Consider the following 18,269-nt stretch of genomic DNA (forward strand, 5'->3'; position numbering starts at 1 on the left):
ATATGAGCGGATAGGGACGGGCAGAGATGGGGTTAGCCGATGGGGGGTACCGAAGGCGGGTGCTTGCCATGAAAGGGAACTGACATCCTCCACAGGCGAAATGCCTGCCAGTGGATGCGTACGATGACGGCAATCGCGGCCCAGGGCTGGCGTGCCACGGCCAACAGCATGCGACCCAAGGTCAGCGGCGACTTGTGGCCACCAATCGAGGTGCGAAGCACGAGGCCGTTGTCATCGTAGTAGTCAATGCCGGCATACGCTGTGCTTTCAGTTTCGCGCACTTGAAACGCGTAGTGGCCCTGCACTGTGTTAAAGGGCGACACATGAAGGCGCTTGCGGGTAGCGAGCACTGTGCGCGCGTGGATGACGCCAAGGTCCGGTGCTGTAACAAGGTAGGCATGATGATCCCCGAACGTGTTGTTCACTTCAGCGACTAATGCGCGCAGTGCGCCGGCCTTGTCGTAGCAATACCAGAAGCTGACCGGGTTGAAGACATAGCCGAAGATGCGCGGTGTGGTCTGCAACCAGATCGGTCCGTCGTCTGGCAGCCCCAGGGCAGCCAGACGTGGACGAATCCACTTGCCCAGGCTCGTGCCATCGCGCGGTCCGTAGTCGCGCGTATGCAGGCTGAAAGGTCTCCGGCGGTCGATGCCGAACCACCACTGTTGCAAGGCCGGCAGCCCATCGATATCGATGCGCAGGCAAAAGACGGGGTACGCGAAGCGGTTGCGGGCGGGGCGCAGGCGATCGTGCATGACGCGGCAGCGCAGGAGCAATGCGGCGGGCTTCATAGTCGAGACCAAGTCGGCAATGCGCCAAAGTCGCGGGCCACCCGCAGTGCGGACTTCAGGCCGTCTTCGTGAAAGCCGTATCCGGTCCAGGCGCCGGCGTACCAGGTTCGTCGTTCGCCTTGCAAGGCAGGCAGTTGCTGCTGCGCTGCAATGGCCGCGAGGTCGAAGAGGGGATGCTCGTAGTGAAAGCGGCGCAGCTCCGTGCCGGGTGCGGGCTCCCGAAAGGCGTTGAGTGTGACCACGACGGGCGTGCGAAACGGTAGGGGCTGCAACTGGTTGAGAAGGTAGCTTACGCACACCGCACGTTGTGCATCGCTATGGCGGCGGCCGAGGTAGTTCCAGGCGGACCATACACTTGGGCGGCGGGGTAGGAGCGTCGCATCGGTGTGCAAGATCGCGATATTGGGCGCGTAGCGGACGCTTGCAAGCACCTGATGTTCGGCTGGTGTTGCATCGGCCAGCATCCGCAGTGTGTCTGGGGCGTGTGAGGCGAAGACAATGGCATCGAAACGTGATGTGCCTGCGTCGGTCATGACGCTCACACCGTCTCCATCCCGGCGCACGGCGCGCACGGCAACGCCCAGTCGGATGTCATCGAGATGTGCGGCGATGCGGCGGACATATTCGCGCGCGCCGCCGGCAACAGTGCGCCACTGCGGGCGGTTGCGGACCTGCAGAAGCGCGTGATTCAAGCAAAAGCGCAGGAACGTGGCGGCCGGGAAGCGCAGCACGTCAGCCGTCGCGCATGACCAGATGGCGGCGGCCATAGGCAGCAGGTAGTGCTGACGGAAGGGTTGTCCGTATTGGCCAGCTTCCAGCAAATCGCCAAGGGAGCAACGGCTGCGTTCGGCGAATGCCAGATGGACCTGTGCTGCGCCGTTAAAACGCACAATGTCTCGGAGCATTCCAAGGAAGGTAGGGGAGAAGGCGTTGCGACGTTGCGCAAAGACAGTACTCACATTGGTGCCGGCCCATTCGAGACGCCCCTCGTCCAGTGAGACCGCGAACGACATATCGCTTGCGTGAGAACGCACGCCAAGCGCTTCGAACATCGCTACCAGATTCGGGTACGTGCGGTCGTTGAACACCAGGAACCCTGTATCGACCGGGCAGGTGTGGCCATCAAGGGCGACGTCGACCGTATTGGTATGCCCGCCCAGATAGTTGCCAGCCTCGAAAAGCGTGACGGCGTGATCCCTCGCAAGCAGCCAAGCGCTCGCCAAGCCCGAGACCCCGGCGCCTACAACGGCAATTCGCAATCCCCTCTGAGTGACTGAATAAGCGCTCACGCGGCACCTTTCTGACTTTTTTCGCGGTTGCTGATGCGTTTTGGAGTGGGGGTGCTACCATACCCCTACTGTCTCGGAAAGAAGGTTACTGCATAGTAACGAAATTTACAAATGGGTATTTTGGGCAAGATCAGCTTCAAGGACCAGACCTTCCGGTTGCGCGAGGACGCGATCCTGGATGCGACCTCGCGCATCCTGGCGGGGAAAGGGTTCGACCTGATGACGATGGATGACGTTGCCGGCGAGGTGGGCATTTCCAAGCCCATCCTCTACAAGCATTTCAGATCGAAGGATGACCTTGTGGGCGCTGCCATGATCCGGCTGATCGATGGGGCCATCGATTTTCTGGAGCGCTTGCCGCGGGATGAAACAGCGATGGGGCGCTTGCGTGCGCTCCTGGCGTGGGCGCTGCGTGTACGTTTGGAAGGCGGGCTGCCGTTCCTGCCCTCGACCAGCCCGCACGTGCGCGACATGCTGACGCGCAATCTGCGCTATGTGACGCGCGTGCTCAAGCTCAACGGCACTCTTAAGGGGCTGGTTAGGGAGGCGAAGAAAGCGGGGGAGTTGGCCAGCGCGCTTCCGGACGACGTGATCCTTTTTTCCTATTATTCGCGCACGTGCGACCCGGCGGTCGAGTATCTGCGCCTATACGCAAAAATGGACGACCAGCAAATCGTCGCCCACATGCTTGAAGTGTGTTTTCACGGGATCGCGACTCGTCCCTAGCCTCACCCAATGGCTCCAGGGTCACGTGTTCGAGCGAGATGCCTGCCTGCGGCGAGACCACCGTGGCGCCAGTCAGTGCGGCCAGGTCACCCAGTTGCCCGGTGCGCGAGTCGCCGAACCCTGGCGACTTGACCGCACAGATCTTCAGGGCGCCGCGCAAGTTGTTTGACGGCGAGCGTGGCGGGGGATGCCATGGCTGCCTGCCTGTGTCCTCGGGCACTGCGCCGCGATCCGAGCATGAGCATTGCCGCTGCGTTTGCGGCGGTTGCGGGCGCGATTGCGGCGCATTCGATTCGCGACCGCTCGCCACGTTGTCACCGCCGGCGTGCAGTGCGGCGGCAAGGAGGCCAGAATGAACGGTGGGAAAGCCGCAATGCGCCACGCGACGTGCGGAGGCGTTGAACAGGTCGACTGGTTCTGGCCGTTCAACCCCTCGGCGCGCATGGCCGACGTCCTACGGCGCGCCCAGTTTGCGCAGGCTTACGAGACGTTCCAGGCGTCCATGTGCATGTTCGGGACGCCTGCATTCGGCATTACATCGATTGAGAATCAGGGAGAATCCCTGCCCGTTAGCGTCACGGTCGAGGTGCAGACACCATTCTGCCGGCTTCTGCGGTTTGGTCTCTGCGCTGGCAAAGACGCCGTGGCGCGGCCCCGGTTACTGCTGTGTGCGCCACAAGCGGGCCACCATGCTGCGCTGATGCGCACTGCCGTCCGTTCGCTGCTTAATGAATCTGATGTCTATGTGACGGATTGGATCGATGCGCGAGACATTCCGCGCGAAGCAGGGGCCTTCGGTCTCGATGATCACGTCCTGGCCCTGGAGCGATTCATGGCAAGGCTGGGGCCTGCGGACCTCGATGTGTTGGCGGTCTGCCAGGCAACTGTGCCGGCACTGGCTGCGGCTGCGCGCCTGGCGGCCAGTCCGGGGCCGGAACTCCGATCGCTCGTCCTTATGGGTGGCCCCGTTGATGCCCGATGCCATCCGACTGCGATTGGTCGCGCCGCGAGCCGAGTCTCGCGGGAATCGTTCGCGGACCGCTATACGGGCGTAGTCCCACATGGCTATGCTGGGGCGGGGCGGATCGTGTACCCGGGCTTTCTCCAGCTATCGGCACTGGCGAGCGGGCAACCAGCGCGGCAGGCGGGACTGTTCCTTGACGCCATGCGCGGTGTCTTCCTGGGAGACCCGGCGGCAATATCCGCCAGCATGGCGGCGGCGATCGACTATTCGGCTACGGTTGATCTTCCTGCGGAATTCATCGCGGATACGATCGATGTGGTATTCCACCGCTTTCTGTTGCCGCGCGGCAAGTGGCGCGTCGCTGGCGCAAGTGTCCGGCCTGGGGTCATGCGGGGCACCCACCTGCTGACCGTGGAAGGCGCCGAAGACACCATCACAGGGGCAGGACAGACCCACGCTGCGCATACCCTGTGCAGAAATCTGCCGCCGGCATTCCACGAACAGATTACCGTTGCTGACTGTGATCACTATGGGTTGTTCAGTGGCAAGCCCTGGCTCGTCCGTGTCTATCCCTTACTGCAACGGAGAATGGTCGCATGGCGCGCGCCCGCGCCCGCTTGCGGAAGGGGTACGGCAAGCCCCGCCCGCCATTCTGCGGATGGCAGGTCCTGATGTCATTGCGGCTGAAAAATTGACTTGACCTCGCCGGACAGGTCGCACGGTCACGTCATCCCCGGGAAATGGCTCGTCCGGTCGGGTTGCGCCACGTCTACGGTTCGAGCACGTATTGTCCCGGGGCGTCAGCGAGCGCCCCCCCAAGGACGGGGCTTGCGCCCGTTCGCACAACCCGTTGCACAACCCGTTGCACAACCCGGTGGCGATATCCAAGGCGCCCGTCATTGTCACGCTTGTGTCAGCGTTCGCGACGCGGGCAGCGCGTCTCACAATAGAGCCAGTCGTCCTCCAGCGTGTTCACGGGCATCCGGATCACGAAGTCTAGCGGCGTCGGTCCGGCCGTCACTTGGACGACCCGCTGCTGGCCCTGGTACTCGGCGGTCACGACATACGCGCCGGCATCAAGGCGAACATAGAGAAGCGGTCCTTCAGTCACGACGCGCAACAGTCGCTTGCCATCGCTGTTGGACACGAGGACAAGGACATCGGAAAGCGACTCGCCGGTCGACGCGCTGATCAGGCTGAGGCGGACGTTGAAGCGCCCGGCCTGCGCGCGCATGCTGTCCACGTCCTCGCGTCCGATTCCGCCGCTCATATAGCTGATGCCATTCTGCGAGCGAACTTCGGCCGCCCCGGCGACCAAGGGCGCTGCCATGGCGGCGAGCCAGACCGCCCCGAGGGCCAAGAGGGCCGCGCCACGCAACGGCCTGCTGGATAATCGAGTCATCGACGTATCTCCGCATTGGTTAAGGTCAGGAGGTCCATGTCACAGTGCGTGACACGCCGCCCCGGGCAGGCACGGTAACCCTGTCGGTGTGTTCGACGCCGTCGGCCTTGGTGACGACGCGATACGTCCCCGGTGGCAGGCGGACAAACAGGAATGGACCCTCGGAGGTGACCGAGAACACCTGATTGCCGCCCTCGCGGAAGATCTCTGTCGCGACGTCCGACAGGAATTCACCGTGGCGGCCCGTGAACGTCAGGCGCAGACTGTAGCGGGACGCGGCAAGGCGCATCGCGGAGGCCTCATCGGCGCCGATGCCGCCGCTCAGGTAGGCAATGCCGTCCCGCAGTTGCTCGTGCGGTGCTGCGACGCCGGCATCCGCGAGCCCGATTGCGGCAACCGCGTCCGTCTGGCCTGGGCGGGCCATACAGGCCGTGTTGCCCATGCCCGGGCGCCCTGTGCCATCGCCGGGAGAGAGGCGCACACCGCGCTCCGTGGCACGCATCCGCATCAGTCCCCTTAATCGGCGGGTCTCCATACGGCGCGCGTCGGGCGTTTGCGCGTGCTCCATGCGCGCGCAGAAGTCGGCAATCTCCGCTGGGGTCAGCAGGTCCGCGCCGCGCATGGTTGGCACCTGGGCGGGCCCCTGCGTGTCAGGGCGCTGTGCCAGCGCCAGGGCAGACGGTGCCATGAGCAGGATGGCCAGGAATGCGGCAAGCAAGCCTTCATGGGGTTTCATGGTCAAGTTACCTCCGGTAAAGCAGTCGGTATAGCCGGGGCCACCCCGGCCAGGGCGCGACGCATATGGATGCCGTCTGGCGTAGCGGTCAACTCGAAGTCGAACCGCCGGGCCAGTGCGAGCATCGGGGCGTTGGTGGCTTCGGTAACGCCGTACAGTTCGGCCGTACCTTGCGCGCGGCAGTAGTCGAGCAGTGTGTGTAACAACAGGGTGCCAAGTCCCTTCCCCTTTACGTCGGAACGCACCGAGATGGCAAACTCCGCACGCTGGTTGTCGGGATCTGCCACCGCACGGCATTCGCCGAGAATGAATTCGCTTTTGTCGCCGTCCTGCATGCCTTGCCGGACGGCGACAAAGCACATCTCCCGCGCATAGTCGATCTGGGTCATGCGCGCTAGCTGGCTATGCTCGGGCTGCCTGAACATGCACAGATAGCGGGAGTGCACGTCGGACGGTGCCAGTGCCTGAAAAAAGACGCGATACGCAGGTTCGTCGTCCGGCCGCACCGGGCGCAGCGTGAGCGCTTCACCTTGCCAGAGGGCAGGGCGCTCCTGTGTCGCCGGATAAGGCAGGATCGCAAGCCGGCAACGCGGTCCCACCTCGCTCCCACGTAACGCGATGCGGGCGTCGAGTGCGATCACCCCGTCGTGGGCCGCCACGAGCGGATTGATGTCCAGTTCGATGATGTCTTCCACGTCACAGACGAGCTGCGATACGGCCTGTATCGCGCCAATCACGGCGTCGATGTCGACCGGGGGCACATTACGGTACCCGCTCAACAGGTGCGAGATGCGCGTGCGCGACACGAGTTCAGCCGCGAGCAAGGGATTCAACGGAGGCAAGGCCACAGCGCAGTCCCGAATGCGCTCCACGGCTGTACCGCCGTGGCCAAAGAGCATCACAGGACCGAACACCGAATCGTTGGCGGCGCCGAGGATGAGTTCGAACGCCGTCCGGCTCGTCACCATGCGCTGGACCGAGAACCCCTCGATCCGGGCGAGCGGTGCGCGCTCCCGCACCGTCTTCACCATCGCGAGTGCGACCGCCAGAACCTGTTCATCCGAACGCAGGTCGAGCGCCACGCCGCCCGCATCGGACTTGTGTGAGATATCGGGTGAAACGATCTTCAGCGCAACAGGAAAGCCAAGGTCCCGTGCGGCGAGGATTGCCGATTCGGCGTCTGGCGCAGTACGCGTCTCGACGACCGGGATGCCGTACGCGGCAAGCACCCCCTTGGCCTCGTGCGCATGCAGCAGCGTGCGGCCTTCTTGCCGAGCAGTATCGATAATGCGCCGGGCGGCCCGGTTGTCGGGCGCGATATCCGGGCTGACGGACGGTGGCGTCTGCATCAGCAGTGCCTGATTGCGACGGTACGTGGTGACCTGCAGGAACCCCTTTATGGCTTGTTCGGGGGTGTCATAGGTGGGGATGCCCGCATCGCGGCAGAGGCGGCGGGCCGCACTGACAGCGTCGCCGCCAAGCCAGCTCGTGAAGAGCGGAACCGGCTGGCTGCGCGCGACCTCGACGATCGCCTCCGCGATCTCAGCGCTGCGGACGATAGCGGTCGGCGCGTGCAGTAACAGTAGGGCGTCAATGCCTGGCGCCTCCGCAAGGGCGCGCACGACGTCCACATAGCGCGCTACCGGCGCGTCGCCCACGATGTCGACAGGATTACCGTGCGACCATGTCGACGGGAGGGCGGCGTCGAGCCGCGCCATGGTTCCTGCCGGCAGCCCCGCCAGTGCGCCGCCGCCGCGCAGCAGCGCATCAGTCGCCATCACGCCGGCGCCTCCGCCATTGGTCACGATGGCTAGCTGCTCGCCATAGAGTGGCCGTGCGCGGGCAAGGGTTTCGACGGCATCAAAGAGATCTTCGGTCGTATCGACGCGCAGCAGGCCGGCACGACGGATCGCTGCATCGTACACGTCGTCGGCGCCGGCCAGTGCACCTGTGTGGGAGGCAGCGGCCTTGGCGGATTCCGGTGTACGTCCCGCCTTGACGATGAGTACGGGCTTGTTGCGCGCGGCAGCGCGTGCCGCGGACATGAACTTTCTGCCGTCGCGGACGCCCTCCACGTACAGCAGGACGGCATGGGTATCGGCCTCGCTGGCAAGATAGTCCAGCACGTCTGCGACATCGACGTCAGCGCTGTCTCCAAGCGATATGAAATGTGAGAAGCCGATGCCGCGCGAAAGTGACCAGTCAAGGACTGCCGTGGCCAGCGCTCCAGACTGTGTAGCGAACGCGAGCTTGCCGGGCAACGCCATGGCATGGGCGAAGCTGGCGTTGAGGCCAATTTTTGGCACAATCAGACCAACGCAGTTGGGTCCTAGTATGCGCAGCAGCCACGGGCGGGCTGCTTCCAGCATGGCCTGTTGGTGGGTGATCCCAGTTTCGGCGTCTGGCCTGGACATGCCGGCGCTCAGAACCACTGCGGCACGACAGCCCCGCCGGCCGAGCTCCGCGATGATGGCCGGTATCGTTGCCGGCGGTGTGCAGATGACGGCGAGATCGGGGCATGCGGGCAGTTCCTCCACTGCCGCATAGCAATGCAGGCCGGCGACTGCGGCGTATTTGGGATTGACCGGGTAGATGTTTCCCTTGAAGCCCGCCGTCATCAGGTCGGCCAGCACGGTGCTACCCACTCGCTGAGGACGGGTGGACGCTCCGATCACTGCCACGGATGTGGCGCGGAACATATGCTTGAGATTGCGCACGGTCATCGGGAGGCCTCTCCTGGCCAGGGAACAGCGACGGCGCATGCATGGCCATAGGCCCACAGGCGGTCATCCAACAGGGGCTCCAAAGAGCACGTCATTGCACACCTCCCCAATATAGAAATGCACAGTGGGGCGGGCTTGATCTAGCGCAATGGCAACGCCGTCGTCGTTGCCAATATGAAGTCGCTCGTGCTTCGGCGAGCCATACAGCAGGGAGATCCTCATGAGCAATATCCCTCTATACGGGTTGAGCAGTTGCCACCTTGTGTCTGAAGGAAAGGGAAGGTGCCATCATGGAACGTAACGAAGGTGGCGCGGACCGCGTGCTGCGCATGGCTGTTGGCATCGGGCTCGTCGGGGCGGCAGCCACCAGCCTGATCGGCCCTTGGGGATGGATTGGGCTAGTGCCGCTCTTGACCGGTGCCGTTGGATATTGCCCGCTCTACCGGTTGTTCAATCTGAGCACTTGTCCACGCAATGTGCCGAAGAATCTGCGAAGGCCTTGATGATTGCCTCCCCGTGGGGTCACGGTGAACACCGTTTCACTCGAATTCCTCCAAATGCAAGTGGCCCCGCGCAGAGTTGCCGGTCAACGGTGGTCGACATCCGGTCTAGTCAGGTTGCGCCTGGGTTGGTCCGTGATCAGCAGGGACCAAAGTCAAATATCGACGCTACTTGATGCCCTCAATAGGCCATCAAGGCGACCGAGGCTCCACGTCACATGTGGTGACTGCAACGGCTTCCTTTTGGGGCGGGACCTGCCCAATTATTGAGCCTTTCGTCTGGTCACACGCTGGCCGTCCGCCAGGCTGTTCGACGGATATCGAACCATCTGAAGGCCCTCTGGCAGTGGGTCGAGCAATTCGACTTCCTCGGCATTCCTGTGGCCAACGCGAACTTCTTGCCGTACCGCGCGACCATTTACGATTGCGAACACGCACCAGCGCGCCGTGTCACATCGAAAGACCGCACTGATCGGGATCTTGAGCACATCGTCTGCTCGCCAAAGGCGGATCCTCGCGATCACGCGAAAGCCATCGCCAAGCTGCGCAGGGGGCTCGATCAGGTCGATCATCACATGGGTCCGCTTTTCCTCGATACCAAGGACCGAGATCTTGGTGAAGGCATGCGGCGCGACAAGCCGCACGATGCCACGGATCTGCGCGTCGCCGCCCCAGCCGTCAATATGCACCGGCATCGCGGTTTGCACCTTCACGGCTTCAGTAGACAGCAACTCCGCCACAACCTCCAGGTCGTGCGTGTCGCCGACCGTTAGCAACGCCGTGCCTGCACTCACGATACGCTCGCTGCGTTCGGGCAGTTCCAGCACCGCCCCGGCGACTGGCGCCGTCACCGCAACCAAGGGGGGGGACTCGCCCTTGAGCGCACGCAAGGCGACCATGCCGGCCTCGGCCACCCGGACCTCCTCTTGCGCCGCGCTGGCCCGTGCCTGCGCCGCCGCCAGCTCGTTTCCCGCGGTGATGCCAAGGTTGGCGGCCTGCTCGCCCGCTTGTGGCGACAGGAAGCGCTCGCGCACCAGACGCTCGATCCGCTGCCGCTCGCGTTGTGCTTGCGCGTAATCCTCGGCAGCGTGCCGGACCCGCTCCAGCGCTTCGCGGTGCATCGCCCGCGCCGCGGCCACTCGTGCCCGGACCTCTTCCTGCTCCTGCGCGCTCAGCGGCAATGGCGCCAGTTCGGCGATGACCTGTCCGGCTTCGACAAGGTCCCCTTCGCGCAGCCCGATGCGCATCAGTCTGCCGCTGACCGGCGCCGTAACGACAAAGCGCTCTTTGCTTCGGGTTTCGCCCTCCTCGCTGATCGTGATCTCGAGCGCACCGCGTATGGCTTGAACGGTGTCGACCGCCAACGGCGCGGGCTTCAGCAGATAGGCGGATCCAGCGATCAATCCGATTCCGGCAAGGACGATGGCGGCGGTGCCGCCCGAGAGGCGCATGGCGTGCTACTCCCGCGTCTTCAGCACCGCGACCAGGTCAAGGTGCCTGAGGCGTTGCAAGACGAGGAGCCCCGCCACGAGCGCGGCGCACGCGGCGGGCACCATGGCAAAGACAAGCGTGACCCGCTCCAGCACAAGAGGAATCCGGAAGGCATCACGGTCGAATACTGGCACCAGCAGTGCGCAGAGACCATAGCCTACGGCGATGCCGAGGGGCAATGCCGCAGCCGTCAGCAGCGCCTGTTCGCCGATCAGAATGGTTGCCACCTCGCGAAGGGAGAAGCCCAGGACGCGCAGGCTTGCCAATTCATTGCCACGCTCTGAGAGCGCAATGCGGATATTGTTATAGACCACGCCAGCGACGATGACCGAGGCGAAGCCCGCCAGGACCAGGCTCGAAATGACGAAGGTGCGATCGAGCGTATTGCCGATCGACTCCAACACCGCTCGGCGCACAATGACGGAGCTGATCGCCGGCAGCCGCTTGAGCCTGCTGTACAACGACTCCGCCATCTGCGTGTCGATGCGCAAATGGACGCCACTGATGGCGGGACTCTCGCCGAGGTACCGCGACAACGCGAGCCGGTCCACATAGGCGCCAAGGCCAAGCAGATCGTCAACGGTGGCCGTCACGGGCAGGCTGAAGGTGTTGCGCCGCCCTTCCATCAACGTTACCTCCACCCGATCGCCAACGTGCAGGTGCAAGGTCGCTGCCAGCCTCGCCGAGATGACAAGTCCATCCGCATTCACTTGATGGCGCCCCGTGGTATGGCCCACGACCTCGTGCAACACCGAATCGGCATCAAGGCCCGTGAGTTCCACCCGCTTCGCGCGGTGGCCGTGGCGTAACCAGACCGGGGCCACCCGAAAGCCTTCGACTCGCAGGATGCCGGGCAGCTGCACGACATCGAAGACGGCGCCGGCCGGCTGGGCGTCAGTGAAGATCAGCGTCACGTCGTCGTGCTGGACCCGACCGAACTGCAAGGCAAGAATCTCGTTGACACCGTCAAGGCCGAATCTGCCGACCACCATGAGCCCGACGGCCAGGGCGATCCCCATCATCGAAAGCACGGCCTTGCCCGGCCGCCGGGCAAGATTGCGGAGGATCAGGCGTAACGGGATGGGCATCGCGCGCAGCAGCCCGATACGATCCAGCAGGCCCGCGCGGAAGCCAGCGGGCAGTTCCGGGCGCATGGCTTCGGCAGGTGGCAACCTGGCCGCGCGCCACACGGCGGCGCCGGCCCCCACCATCGCCGCCGCCGTGCTTGCCAGCACGGCCAGCACGAGTGCGCGCGGGCTAAGCACGGCCTGCAGTTGCGGAAAGTGGAAGTACTGGCGGTACAGGGCAACCATCAGCTGCCCGAAGTAGTGGCCTGCCGGAATCCCGGCCGCAATGCCGACCCCAACGGTGGCGAGCCCGAAGCGAAGGTACTGGAGGGCGACAGCACGGCCACTATAGCCGAACGCCTTGAGCAAGCCGATCTCGGCGCGCTGAACGGTCACAAGTCGGCTCAGCAGCGCGTACAGGAGGAATGAAGATACCGCGAGAAACAAGGCCGGCACATATGTGGCGGTGATGCCAATCTCACCCAGTTCGTCGGTCAGGAACCGATGCGAAAGCTGATCCTCCCTGCCGTAGGCGCCGAGGCTGCCATAGCGCGCCAGCAGGCGGTCGAGCGGGCCGATCACCTGGCGCGGATCGACCTTTGCGTCGAGGGTCAGCGCCACATCGTTGAACGCGCCCTCCATGCCGAATGCCGATGCCAGCGCATCCCGGCCCATCCACAGCACGCCGAAGCGACGGTTATCCGGAAACACCATGCCATGACCCACTTCGTAGACATACTCAGGCGACATTCCGATGCCGACCACCTGCAATTGCCGTGCGCGCCCGTTGAGGACAGCGGTCACGCGGGAGCCCACCTTCAGGCCATTCGCTGCGGCAAAAACCGCGCTGGCTACGACCTCGTCTTCCCGGGCAGGGCTGGGATAGTTGCCGTACAAGAGGAAGAGCGCGTTTGCGACCGGCATGCCGATGGCCGGCAAGGACACCAGCCGAAGGGTGGCGGGCTCGCTGAACCCTGGCACATCGCCCGTCACGTCCCGAACGATTCGCGTCTCGACGCCCCTGACGCCGGGCAAGGCGCGAATCTCATCGGCGACACCTGCCGGCGCACGCTTGAGACTGGCAAACACATCAGCAAAACGGTGGCTGACGTAGTAGCGCTCCTGCGCAATCACCAGCGACTCCCAGGCACCTTGCATCCCGACCAGGACGGTGATGCCACAGGCAACCACGAGTGCAGCGGCGAGCACCTGCCCGCGCAGCCGCCACAGGTCGCGCCCCAGCATTTTCGATCGCGCGCTCACCATGACAGCTCCGAGGGGCGTGCGCGCGCGACATGGCGCTCGATGCCGAGGATTGCCCCGCTGCTGATATGCACCACGCGGTCGGCCATCGCCGAGATCGCTGCGTTGTGCGTAATGACGACAGTAATGGCGCCAAGTTCGCGGTTCACCTGCTCAAGCACGTCGAGCACCAGCTTTCCCGTGCTGTAGTCGAGCGCGCCGGTTGGTTCGTCGCACAGCAGGATGTCGGGGCGCTTGGCCACGGCGCGCGCGATGGCTACACGCTGTTGCTCTCCGCCGGAGAGTTGTGCCGGAAAGTGATCCTTACGCTGCGCCAGGCCGACCATGCCAAGCGCGCGGAGCGGCTCCACCGGCTGCAGGGCGATCTCCGTGACGAGAGCGACGTTTTCCAGCGCAGTAAGACTCGGGATCAGGTTATAGAACTGGAAGACAAAGCCGACATGCTCGCGTCGGTAGCGGGTCAGGCCCGCATCGTCGGCGTCGGTAAGGTTGTGATCGCGGTACACCACCGTCCCGATGCTGGGCCGGTCCAAGCCGCCGAGGATATTGAGCAGCGTAGACTTCCCGCTTCCCGATGCACCCAGCAGGACCACGAACTCCCCACCGTACAGGTCGAGGTCCACACCGGCAAGTGCGCGGACCTGGATTTCACCCATGTCGTAGGTCTTGCCGACGTTTCGCAGTCGAAACAGCGCCTCCCGGCCGTTCGCCGCGTCGCTGATGCGCTCCATTGCACCGCCGCTTAGCTGGAGGCCGATGCGTTGATCGGCAGGACAATGTCTTCCATTACATCCTCCGCATGTCTGTCGCTTCAATGAAACGTCACGGGTATGGATCGCTATTCCGGCTGTGACATGACGCACTCGCGCAGCCGTTGCGCACTTCTAACGTATATGCGTCGCGCGAGCGGGCCTTGATACACGTCAGGTTTTGCAGCAGCGGCCGAAAGTGGCGCGGCGATTCGCGGAGATCTGCAGGTGAGTCCTCCGACCCGGCTTGAGAAGCCTTGATGTAGATCAGTCTGCGGTCCAAGTGTCCTTCTATATTGGCTTGGCAACCGCAGCACCCGACTGCCCCATCGACCCACCATCCCGACGATGGCGTGGGCTCGGCAGGCCGGCCCCGGAAACACCGCGACGAATGATGATTTGGCGCATGGGGGGCACTGTGGTTCCCGGTTTGGCGGAGGAGTAGCGGCCATGTACCGACATGTTCTGGTGGCAATCGACGAAAGCCAGTGTGCGCGTTGCGCGCTCGACGAGGCGATCCGGCTTGCGTTCTGTTGCGGGGCGCGGCTGGAGATCCTGCACGTCATCAACTACGCATACCTGCAGTACGAGACCGGCTACGGCCTGCGCGCCGATGTCAGCCCGGCGCTGGTGGCGGCCGGCAACGATCTATTGCGCGATGCCGCCGGCGTAGCCGACGCGGCCGGCGTGCGCCATGTGGAGACGCTGATTGACGAGATCCTCAACATGGGCGACGTGGCGGGACTTGTCGAGAAGTACGTGCGTTCATCGCGTCCGGACCTGGTGGTGGTCGGCACGCATGGCCGGCACGGCCTCAGGCGCGTATTGCTGGGCAGCGTGGCAGAAGCGCTCGCGCGTCATTGCACGGTGCCGGTGCTCCTGGTGCACGAGGTATCCCACGAAACGGCGGCACCGGCCCCATCTCGCGCCACACTTTAAAAGGAGTGACATCATGAATATTCAGGACATCTGTTCACGCGAAGCCGTGCACATTCCATCCGATTGCAGCCTGCAGGAGGCGGCGGTGCAGATGCGTGACAAGCACGTCGGAAGCCTGGTGGTGACCGACAGCACGCCGGCCGGCGAGCGCGTGGTGGGCATCCTGACGGACCGTGACATCGTGCTCGCTGGCGCCGCGATGGGTGCGGACCCGTGCCTGGCGCGCGTGATCGATGCGATGACGCCCGGTCTGGTGACGATCCACAGCCAGGCGACGATCCAGGATGCGATGCAGCTGATGCTATCGCATGGCGTACGCCGGCTCGGCGTGCTCGACGGCGATGCGTTGACCGGCGTGGTCTCGCTCGATGATCTGCTCGGCGCAATCGCGGCAGACTGGAGCATGCTGGCCGCGCTCGTGCGCAATGAACAGGAGCGTGAGCGTTCGGGATACGTGCAGCCGCCGCTGCGCGTGTAGTGGCGCGCTGGGGGTACCGCCAGGTAGTGGCGCCGGGTTGAAAATGGCAACGACACAGGGGAGTCAGGCATGAAAGACGATACGCAACTCAAGGAGAGTGTTCTGGAGGAACTGGAATGGGAGCCCTCAGTCGATGCTGCCGGCATCGGCGTGCAGGTGCGCGACGGCGTGGTAACGCTGACCGGGCACCTGGCGAGTTTTGCCGAGAAGAATGCGGCGGAAGAAGCGATACGGCGCATCCCGGGCGTGAAGGCGCTCGCTGTGGAGATCGACGTGCGACTGCCCGCCGATGCGGCGCGTACCGATGGCGATATCGCGCGGGCGGTGGCCAATGTGCTGGCGTGGAATACGTTCGTTCCGGTTGATCGCGTTCAGGTGACGGTGGAGCAGGGCGTAGTCCGGCTCACTGGAACCGTGGACTGGAACTACCAGCGCATGGCCGCGGAACGCGCGGTGTCGGGATTGCTCGGTGTGAAGAACGTGATCAACGCGATCAGCACCCGCCCGCAGGCAAGCCGGGAGGACCTCAGTGCGCGCATCAAGGCCGCCATCGAGCGCCAGGCGGTAAACGATGCCGCGCAGGTGACGGTGGCCGTCGCAGGTGCCGTGGTCACCCTGGGTGGCAGCCTGCGCACGTGGGCCGAGCGCGAGGCCGCGATGAACGCAGCGTGGTCGGCGCCAGGTGTGAGCTCGGTGGTCAACAACATCCGCGTGAATCTGTAGGCGGTGACAAGCGTTGGCAGGTCCTGCCGACGCTTGTGAATTCATGCACCACCGCTCGATGCACGACCGATCGATTCACCGATGAATTGGCCGGCCGGCCTGTGCCGGCGCCGGGAAGACCCTGGAGACTGGACTTCAAAGCATCGCCGAATGCAGGTGATGCGGGTCGTCCAGCGTGTCCACCACAATCCGCAGTGATTCCTCGATTTCATCACGATCGCCCGGGCCACCGAGGCAGAGACGGATCGCATCGGGAGGGTTGCCGTCCGTGGAAAACGCTACGCTCGACACCGCGCCAATGCTACGCGAGCGTAGGTGCAGCGCAAGCTCGGACGGGGTCCATGCGCTTGCCGCAGGAATGGGTAGCCACAGATGGAACCCGTTCGGATCGGCCTCGAAGCGCCGCTCGCCGAGTACCTCACGTGCAATCGCCTGGCGCGCCACATTCTCGGCCCGCAACGCCTTGAGCATGTCGTCCACCGTCCCATCCTGGATCCAAGCCGTGGCCAGCAGCGTGTTGAACGGGCTCGCCATCACCGTGGTGGCACGCAGTGTGCCGGCGAGCCGCTGCGTCTGGCGCGGCGTCGGTGCGTGGATGAGCGCGATCCGTAGCCCGGCGCCAAAGCACTTGGACAAGCCGGTCACGTAGTACGTGAGCTCCGGCGCCAATGTAGCGAACGCGTCCGGTCCGTTCGGCGGCAGCATTCCGTACGCATCGTCCTCAATGATCGGCACGCTGTAGCGCAGGGCGACATCGGCCAGCAGTTCGCGCCGTGCCTGCGGTACGGTGCGCGTGCCGGGATTCTGGATGGTCGGGTTGCAATAGAACGCGCAGGGCTTCTGCGACTTGCACAGCAACTCGAACGCAGTTGGAAGCGGCCCGTCCTCGTCACCGGGCAATGCCTGCAGATGCACGCCGAGCTGCGCGGCGATTGCCTTGATACCGGGATAAGCAAGCGTATCCACGCAGATCGGCTGGCCCGGCCGCGCAAGCTGTGAAAGCAATGCCACCAGCGCACTATGGATGCCTGGTGTGATGAGCACCGTCTCCGGGCGACACGCGGGAACCAACCGTTTGAGCCAGCGCGTAGCCACCGCCCGGTCGGCGGGCGTGCCGCCGAAGTCCTGATAGCGCAGAAGGGTGTAAGGGTCGGCCGCTCCCATCAACTGCGCAGCCGATTCGCGCAGCCGCGCCGCCATGCTCGCCGGCTCGGGCGGATTGTTCATGGTCATTTCGGCGCCGGTGCCCCCGCGCAATGGCATGGACGGTGCGCGGCCTCGTACAAAGGTACCACTGCCGGCCTTGGTATCGATCAGGCCGCGCTTGCGCGCCTCGTTATAGCCGCGCGCCACGGTCGTGTAGTTGAGCCGTAGCGCATTGGCCAGATCGCGTAACGCCGGAAGCCGGTCGCGCGCTTGCAGACGCCCGCTCTGTAATGCTTCTTCGATCAGGTCGGGAATCATCAGGTACGCCGGCTTGGCGCTTTCTGCGATGCATTTCTCCCAGTGCATGGTGAGGGCTGACAACGGTGGCTCCGGTGAATCGATCACTGTCCGACGGTGTTCGATTGAATGCATAAATCGTGCCCTATTGATCGCATCGGATCCGTTCATTGATGGTGCGAAGCTACCCCGATCCGGCACGGATTGTGTGCATGCCATCGCCAGGTTCCACGGAACCGTGCATGCGGACTGCTTGCACAGGGTGGCGCTGAAGCCACACGCCAGCACGATCTCGGCATGCTTCGCATCCGATCATTGATGCGATCAACTCGGGCTTTCCTGCTTGATCGGCAATTGATCGCATGGCCACCCGCGCCGATGGGCATATCGATTGCACAAGCTCCTCCATCGGCCGCCCCTGAGCCGATCGATTGATCGTCAGGCCATCGCATCGATTGATCGACCAACCCAACGAAATGGAGTCATGCATGCCCGCAGTCAACAAGCCCGCACACAAGAAAGGCGACTTCCTGGTCGACTACGAGGAGAAGGTGTTCGAAGACGTGAAGGCCGAGCCGGGCCAGAAGGCGCTCGTCACGTTCCATACGGTGGCGTTCGAAGGATCCATTGGCTTCGTCAACATGCTTCAGGCCACGCGACTGCAACGCAAGGGATTCGAGACGTCGATTCTGCTCTATGGGCCCGGCGTCACGCTCGGGCTGCAACGCGGATTCCCCACGCTCGGCGACGAAGCGTTCCCGGGGCACCTGAACTTCAACAACCAACTGACCAAGTTCATGGCCGAAGGCGGCAAGGTCTATGCATGCCGCTTCGCACTGCAAGCGCTGTACGGCCACGGGGAGGCATCGCTCATCGAGGGTGTGCGCCCGATCAACCCGCTCGACGTGCTGGATCTGAAGCTGCTGCACGTACGCGACAACGCCGTGATCATCGACACCTGGACCGTCTGAGCACCACCGCGAGC

General features: G+C 64.1%; 16 protein-coding genes. 7 read left to right on the forward strand and 9 right to left on the reverse strand.

The features are described from left to right. Positions 1-32 precede the first annotated feature (32 nt). On the reverse strand, positions 33-791 hold the full coding sequence (locus SB751_RS08140) for a DUF1365 domain-containing protein (RefSeq protein ID WP_144198778.1): 759 nt from the start codon (positions 789-791) through the stop codon (positions 33-35). Then, positions 788-2,080: an NAD(P)/FAD-dependent oxidoreductase gene (locus SB751_RS08145; RefSeq protein ID WP_211942995.1), complete on the reverse strand. Its 1,293-nt coding sequence runs from the start codon at positions 2,078-2,080 to the stop codon at positions 788-790. The genes SB751_RS08140 and SB751_RS08145 overlap by 4 nt, the downstream gene beginning before the upstream one ends. Positions 2,081-2,191: 111 nt before the next feature. Between SB751_RS08145 and SB751_RS08150 the strand changes: the two genes are divergently transcribed. Both SB751_RS08150 and phaZ read left to right on the forward strand, forming a co-directional pair. Continuing rightward, the gene (locus SB751_RS08150) at positions 2,192-2,806 is read left to right on the forward strand and encodes a TetR/AcrR family transcriptional regulator (protein WP_144198774.1); all 615 of its coding nucleotides are present in this window, start codon (positions 2,192-2,194) and stop codon (positions 2,804-2,806) included. 373 nt (positions 2,807-3,179) lie between these two features. After that, on the forward strand, positions 3,180-4,442 hold the full coding sequence (gene phaZ / locus SB751_RS08155) for a polyhydroxyalkanoate depolymerase (RefSeq protein WP_410747928.1): 1,263 nt from the start codon (positions 3,180-3,182) through the stop codon (positions 4,440-4,442). Between the two features lie 241 nt (positions 4,443-4,683). Here the strand turns inward: phaZ and SB751_RS08160 are convergent, their stop codons facing one another. Genes SB751_RS08160 through SB751_RS08170 form a run of 3 tightly spaced genes read right to left on the reverse strand, consistent with a single transcriptional unit; the run spans position 4,684 to position 8,631 of the window. After that, positions 4,684-5,172, reverse strand: coding sequence for a hypothetical protein (locus tag SB751_RS08160; RefSeq protein ID WP_410747929.1), 489 nt, complete (start codon positions 5,170-5,172; stop codon positions 4,684-4,686). Between the two features lie 25 nt (positions 5,173-5,197). Then, positions 5,198-5,914: a hypothetical protein gene (locus SB751_RS08165; RefSeq protein ID WP_144198770.1), complete on the reverse strand. Its 717-nt coding sequence runs from the start codon at positions 5,912-5,914 to the stop codon at positions 5,198-5,200. Further along, positions 5,911-8,631, reverse strand: coding sequence for a bifunctional acetate--CoA ligase family protein/GNAT family N-acetyltransferase (locus SB751_RS08170; RefSeq protein ID WP_144198768.1), 2,721 nt, complete (start codon positions 8,629-8,631; stop codon positions 5,911-5,913). The genes SB751_RS08165 and SB751_RS08170 overlap by 4 nt, the downstream gene beginning before the upstream one ends. 290 nt (positions 8,632-8,921) lie before the next feature. Between SB751_RS08170 and SB751_RS08175 the strand changes: the two genes are divergently transcribed. Next, on the forward strand, positions 8,922-9,134 hold the full coding sequence (locus tag SB751_RS08175) for a DUF2892 domain-containing protein (protein ID WP_144198766.1): 213 nt from the start codon (positions 8,922-8,924) through the stop codon (positions 9,132-9,134). A 260-nt stretch (positions 9,135-9,394) separates the two neighbouring features. On the opposite strand, the gene SB751_RS08180 is transcribed toward SB751_RS08175, so the two are convergent. The 3 genes from SB751_RS08180 to SB751_RS08190 are packed head-to-tail and all read right to left on the reverse strand — an operon-like array spanning position 9,395 to position 13,683. Continuing rightward, positions 9,395-10,582, reverse strand: a complete 1,188-nt coding sequence (locus SB751_RS08180; protein ID WP_144198764.1) for an efflux RND transporter periplasmic adaptor subunit — start codon at positions 10,580-10,582, stop codon at positions 9,395-9,397. Positions 10,583-10,588: 6 nt separating this feature from the next. Beyond that, positions 10,589-12,955 carry an ABC transporter permease gene (locus tag SB751_RS08185; RefSeq protein WP_410747930.1) on the reverse strand — a complete coding sequence of 789 codons (2,367 nt, stop codon included), beginning with the start codon at positions 12,953-12,955 and terminating at the stop codon, positions 10,589-10,591. Beyond that, positions 12,949-13,683, reverse strand: a complete 735-nt coding sequence (locus SB751_RS08190) for an ABC transporter ATP-binding protein (protein WP_144198760.1) — start codon at positions 13,681-13,683, stop codon at positions 12,949-12,951. Before SB751_RS08190 ends, SB751_RS08185 begins: the two co-directional genes overlap by 7 nt. A gap of 468 nt (positions 13,684-14,151) precedes the next feature. Here SB751_RS08190 and SB751_RS08195 point away from each other — a divergent pair, with 468 nt between their 5' ends. The 3 genes from SB751_RS08195 to SB751_RS08205 all read left to right on the forward strand — a co-directional run bounded on the left by SB751_RS08195 (position 14,152) and on the right by SB751_RS08205 (position 15,841). Further along, on the forward strand, positions 14,152-14,640 hold the full coding sequence (locus tag SB751_RS08195) for a universal stress protein (RefSeq protein WP_144198758.1): 489 nt from the start codon (positions 14,152-14,154) through the stop codon (positions 14,638-14,640). 13 nt (positions 14,641-14,653) lie between these two features. After that, the gene (locus SB751_RS08200) at positions 14,654-15,118 is read left to right on the forward strand and encodes a cyclic nucleotide-binding/CBS domain-containing protein (protein ID WP_144198756.1); all 465 of its coding nucleotides are present in this window, start codon (positions 14,654-14,656) and stop codon (positions 15,116-15,118) included. A 69-nt stretch (positions 15,119-15,187) separates the two neighbouring features. Beyond that, positions 15,188-15,841 (forward strand): BON domain-containing protein, encoded by a 654-nt coding sequence (locus SB751_RS08205; RefSeq protein WP_144198754.1) that lies wholly within the window; start codon positions 15,188-15,190, stop codon positions 15,839-15,841. Positions 15,842-15,976: 135 nt separating this feature from the next. Here SB751_RS08205 and SB751_RS08210 read toward each other — a convergent pair whose 3' ends face one another. Further along, on the reverse strand, positions 15,977-17,368 hold the full coding sequence (locus SB751_RS08210; protein ID WP_144198752.1) for a PLP-dependent aminotransferase family protein: 1,392 nt from the start codon (positions 17,366-17,368) through the stop codon (positions 15,977-15,979). Positions 17,369-17,772: 404 nt separating this feature from the next. Between SB751_RS08210 and SB751_RS08215 the strand changes: the two genes are divergently transcribed. Beyond that, positions 17,773-18,255, forward strand: a complete 483-nt coding sequence (locus SB751_RS08215) for an MSMEG_0572/Sll0783 family nitrogen starvation response protein (protein ID WP_144198750.1) — start codon at positions 17,773-17,775, stop codon at positions 18,253-18,255. Positions 18,256-18,269: the final 14 nt, after the last annotated feature.

The organism is Cupriavidus sp. SIMBA_020 (assembly GCF_046535395.1).
In the GTDB taxonomy this organism is placed as follows: Bacteria; Pseudomonadota; Gammaproteobacteria; order Burkholderiales; family Burkholderiaceae; genus Cupriavidus; species Cupriavidus campinensis.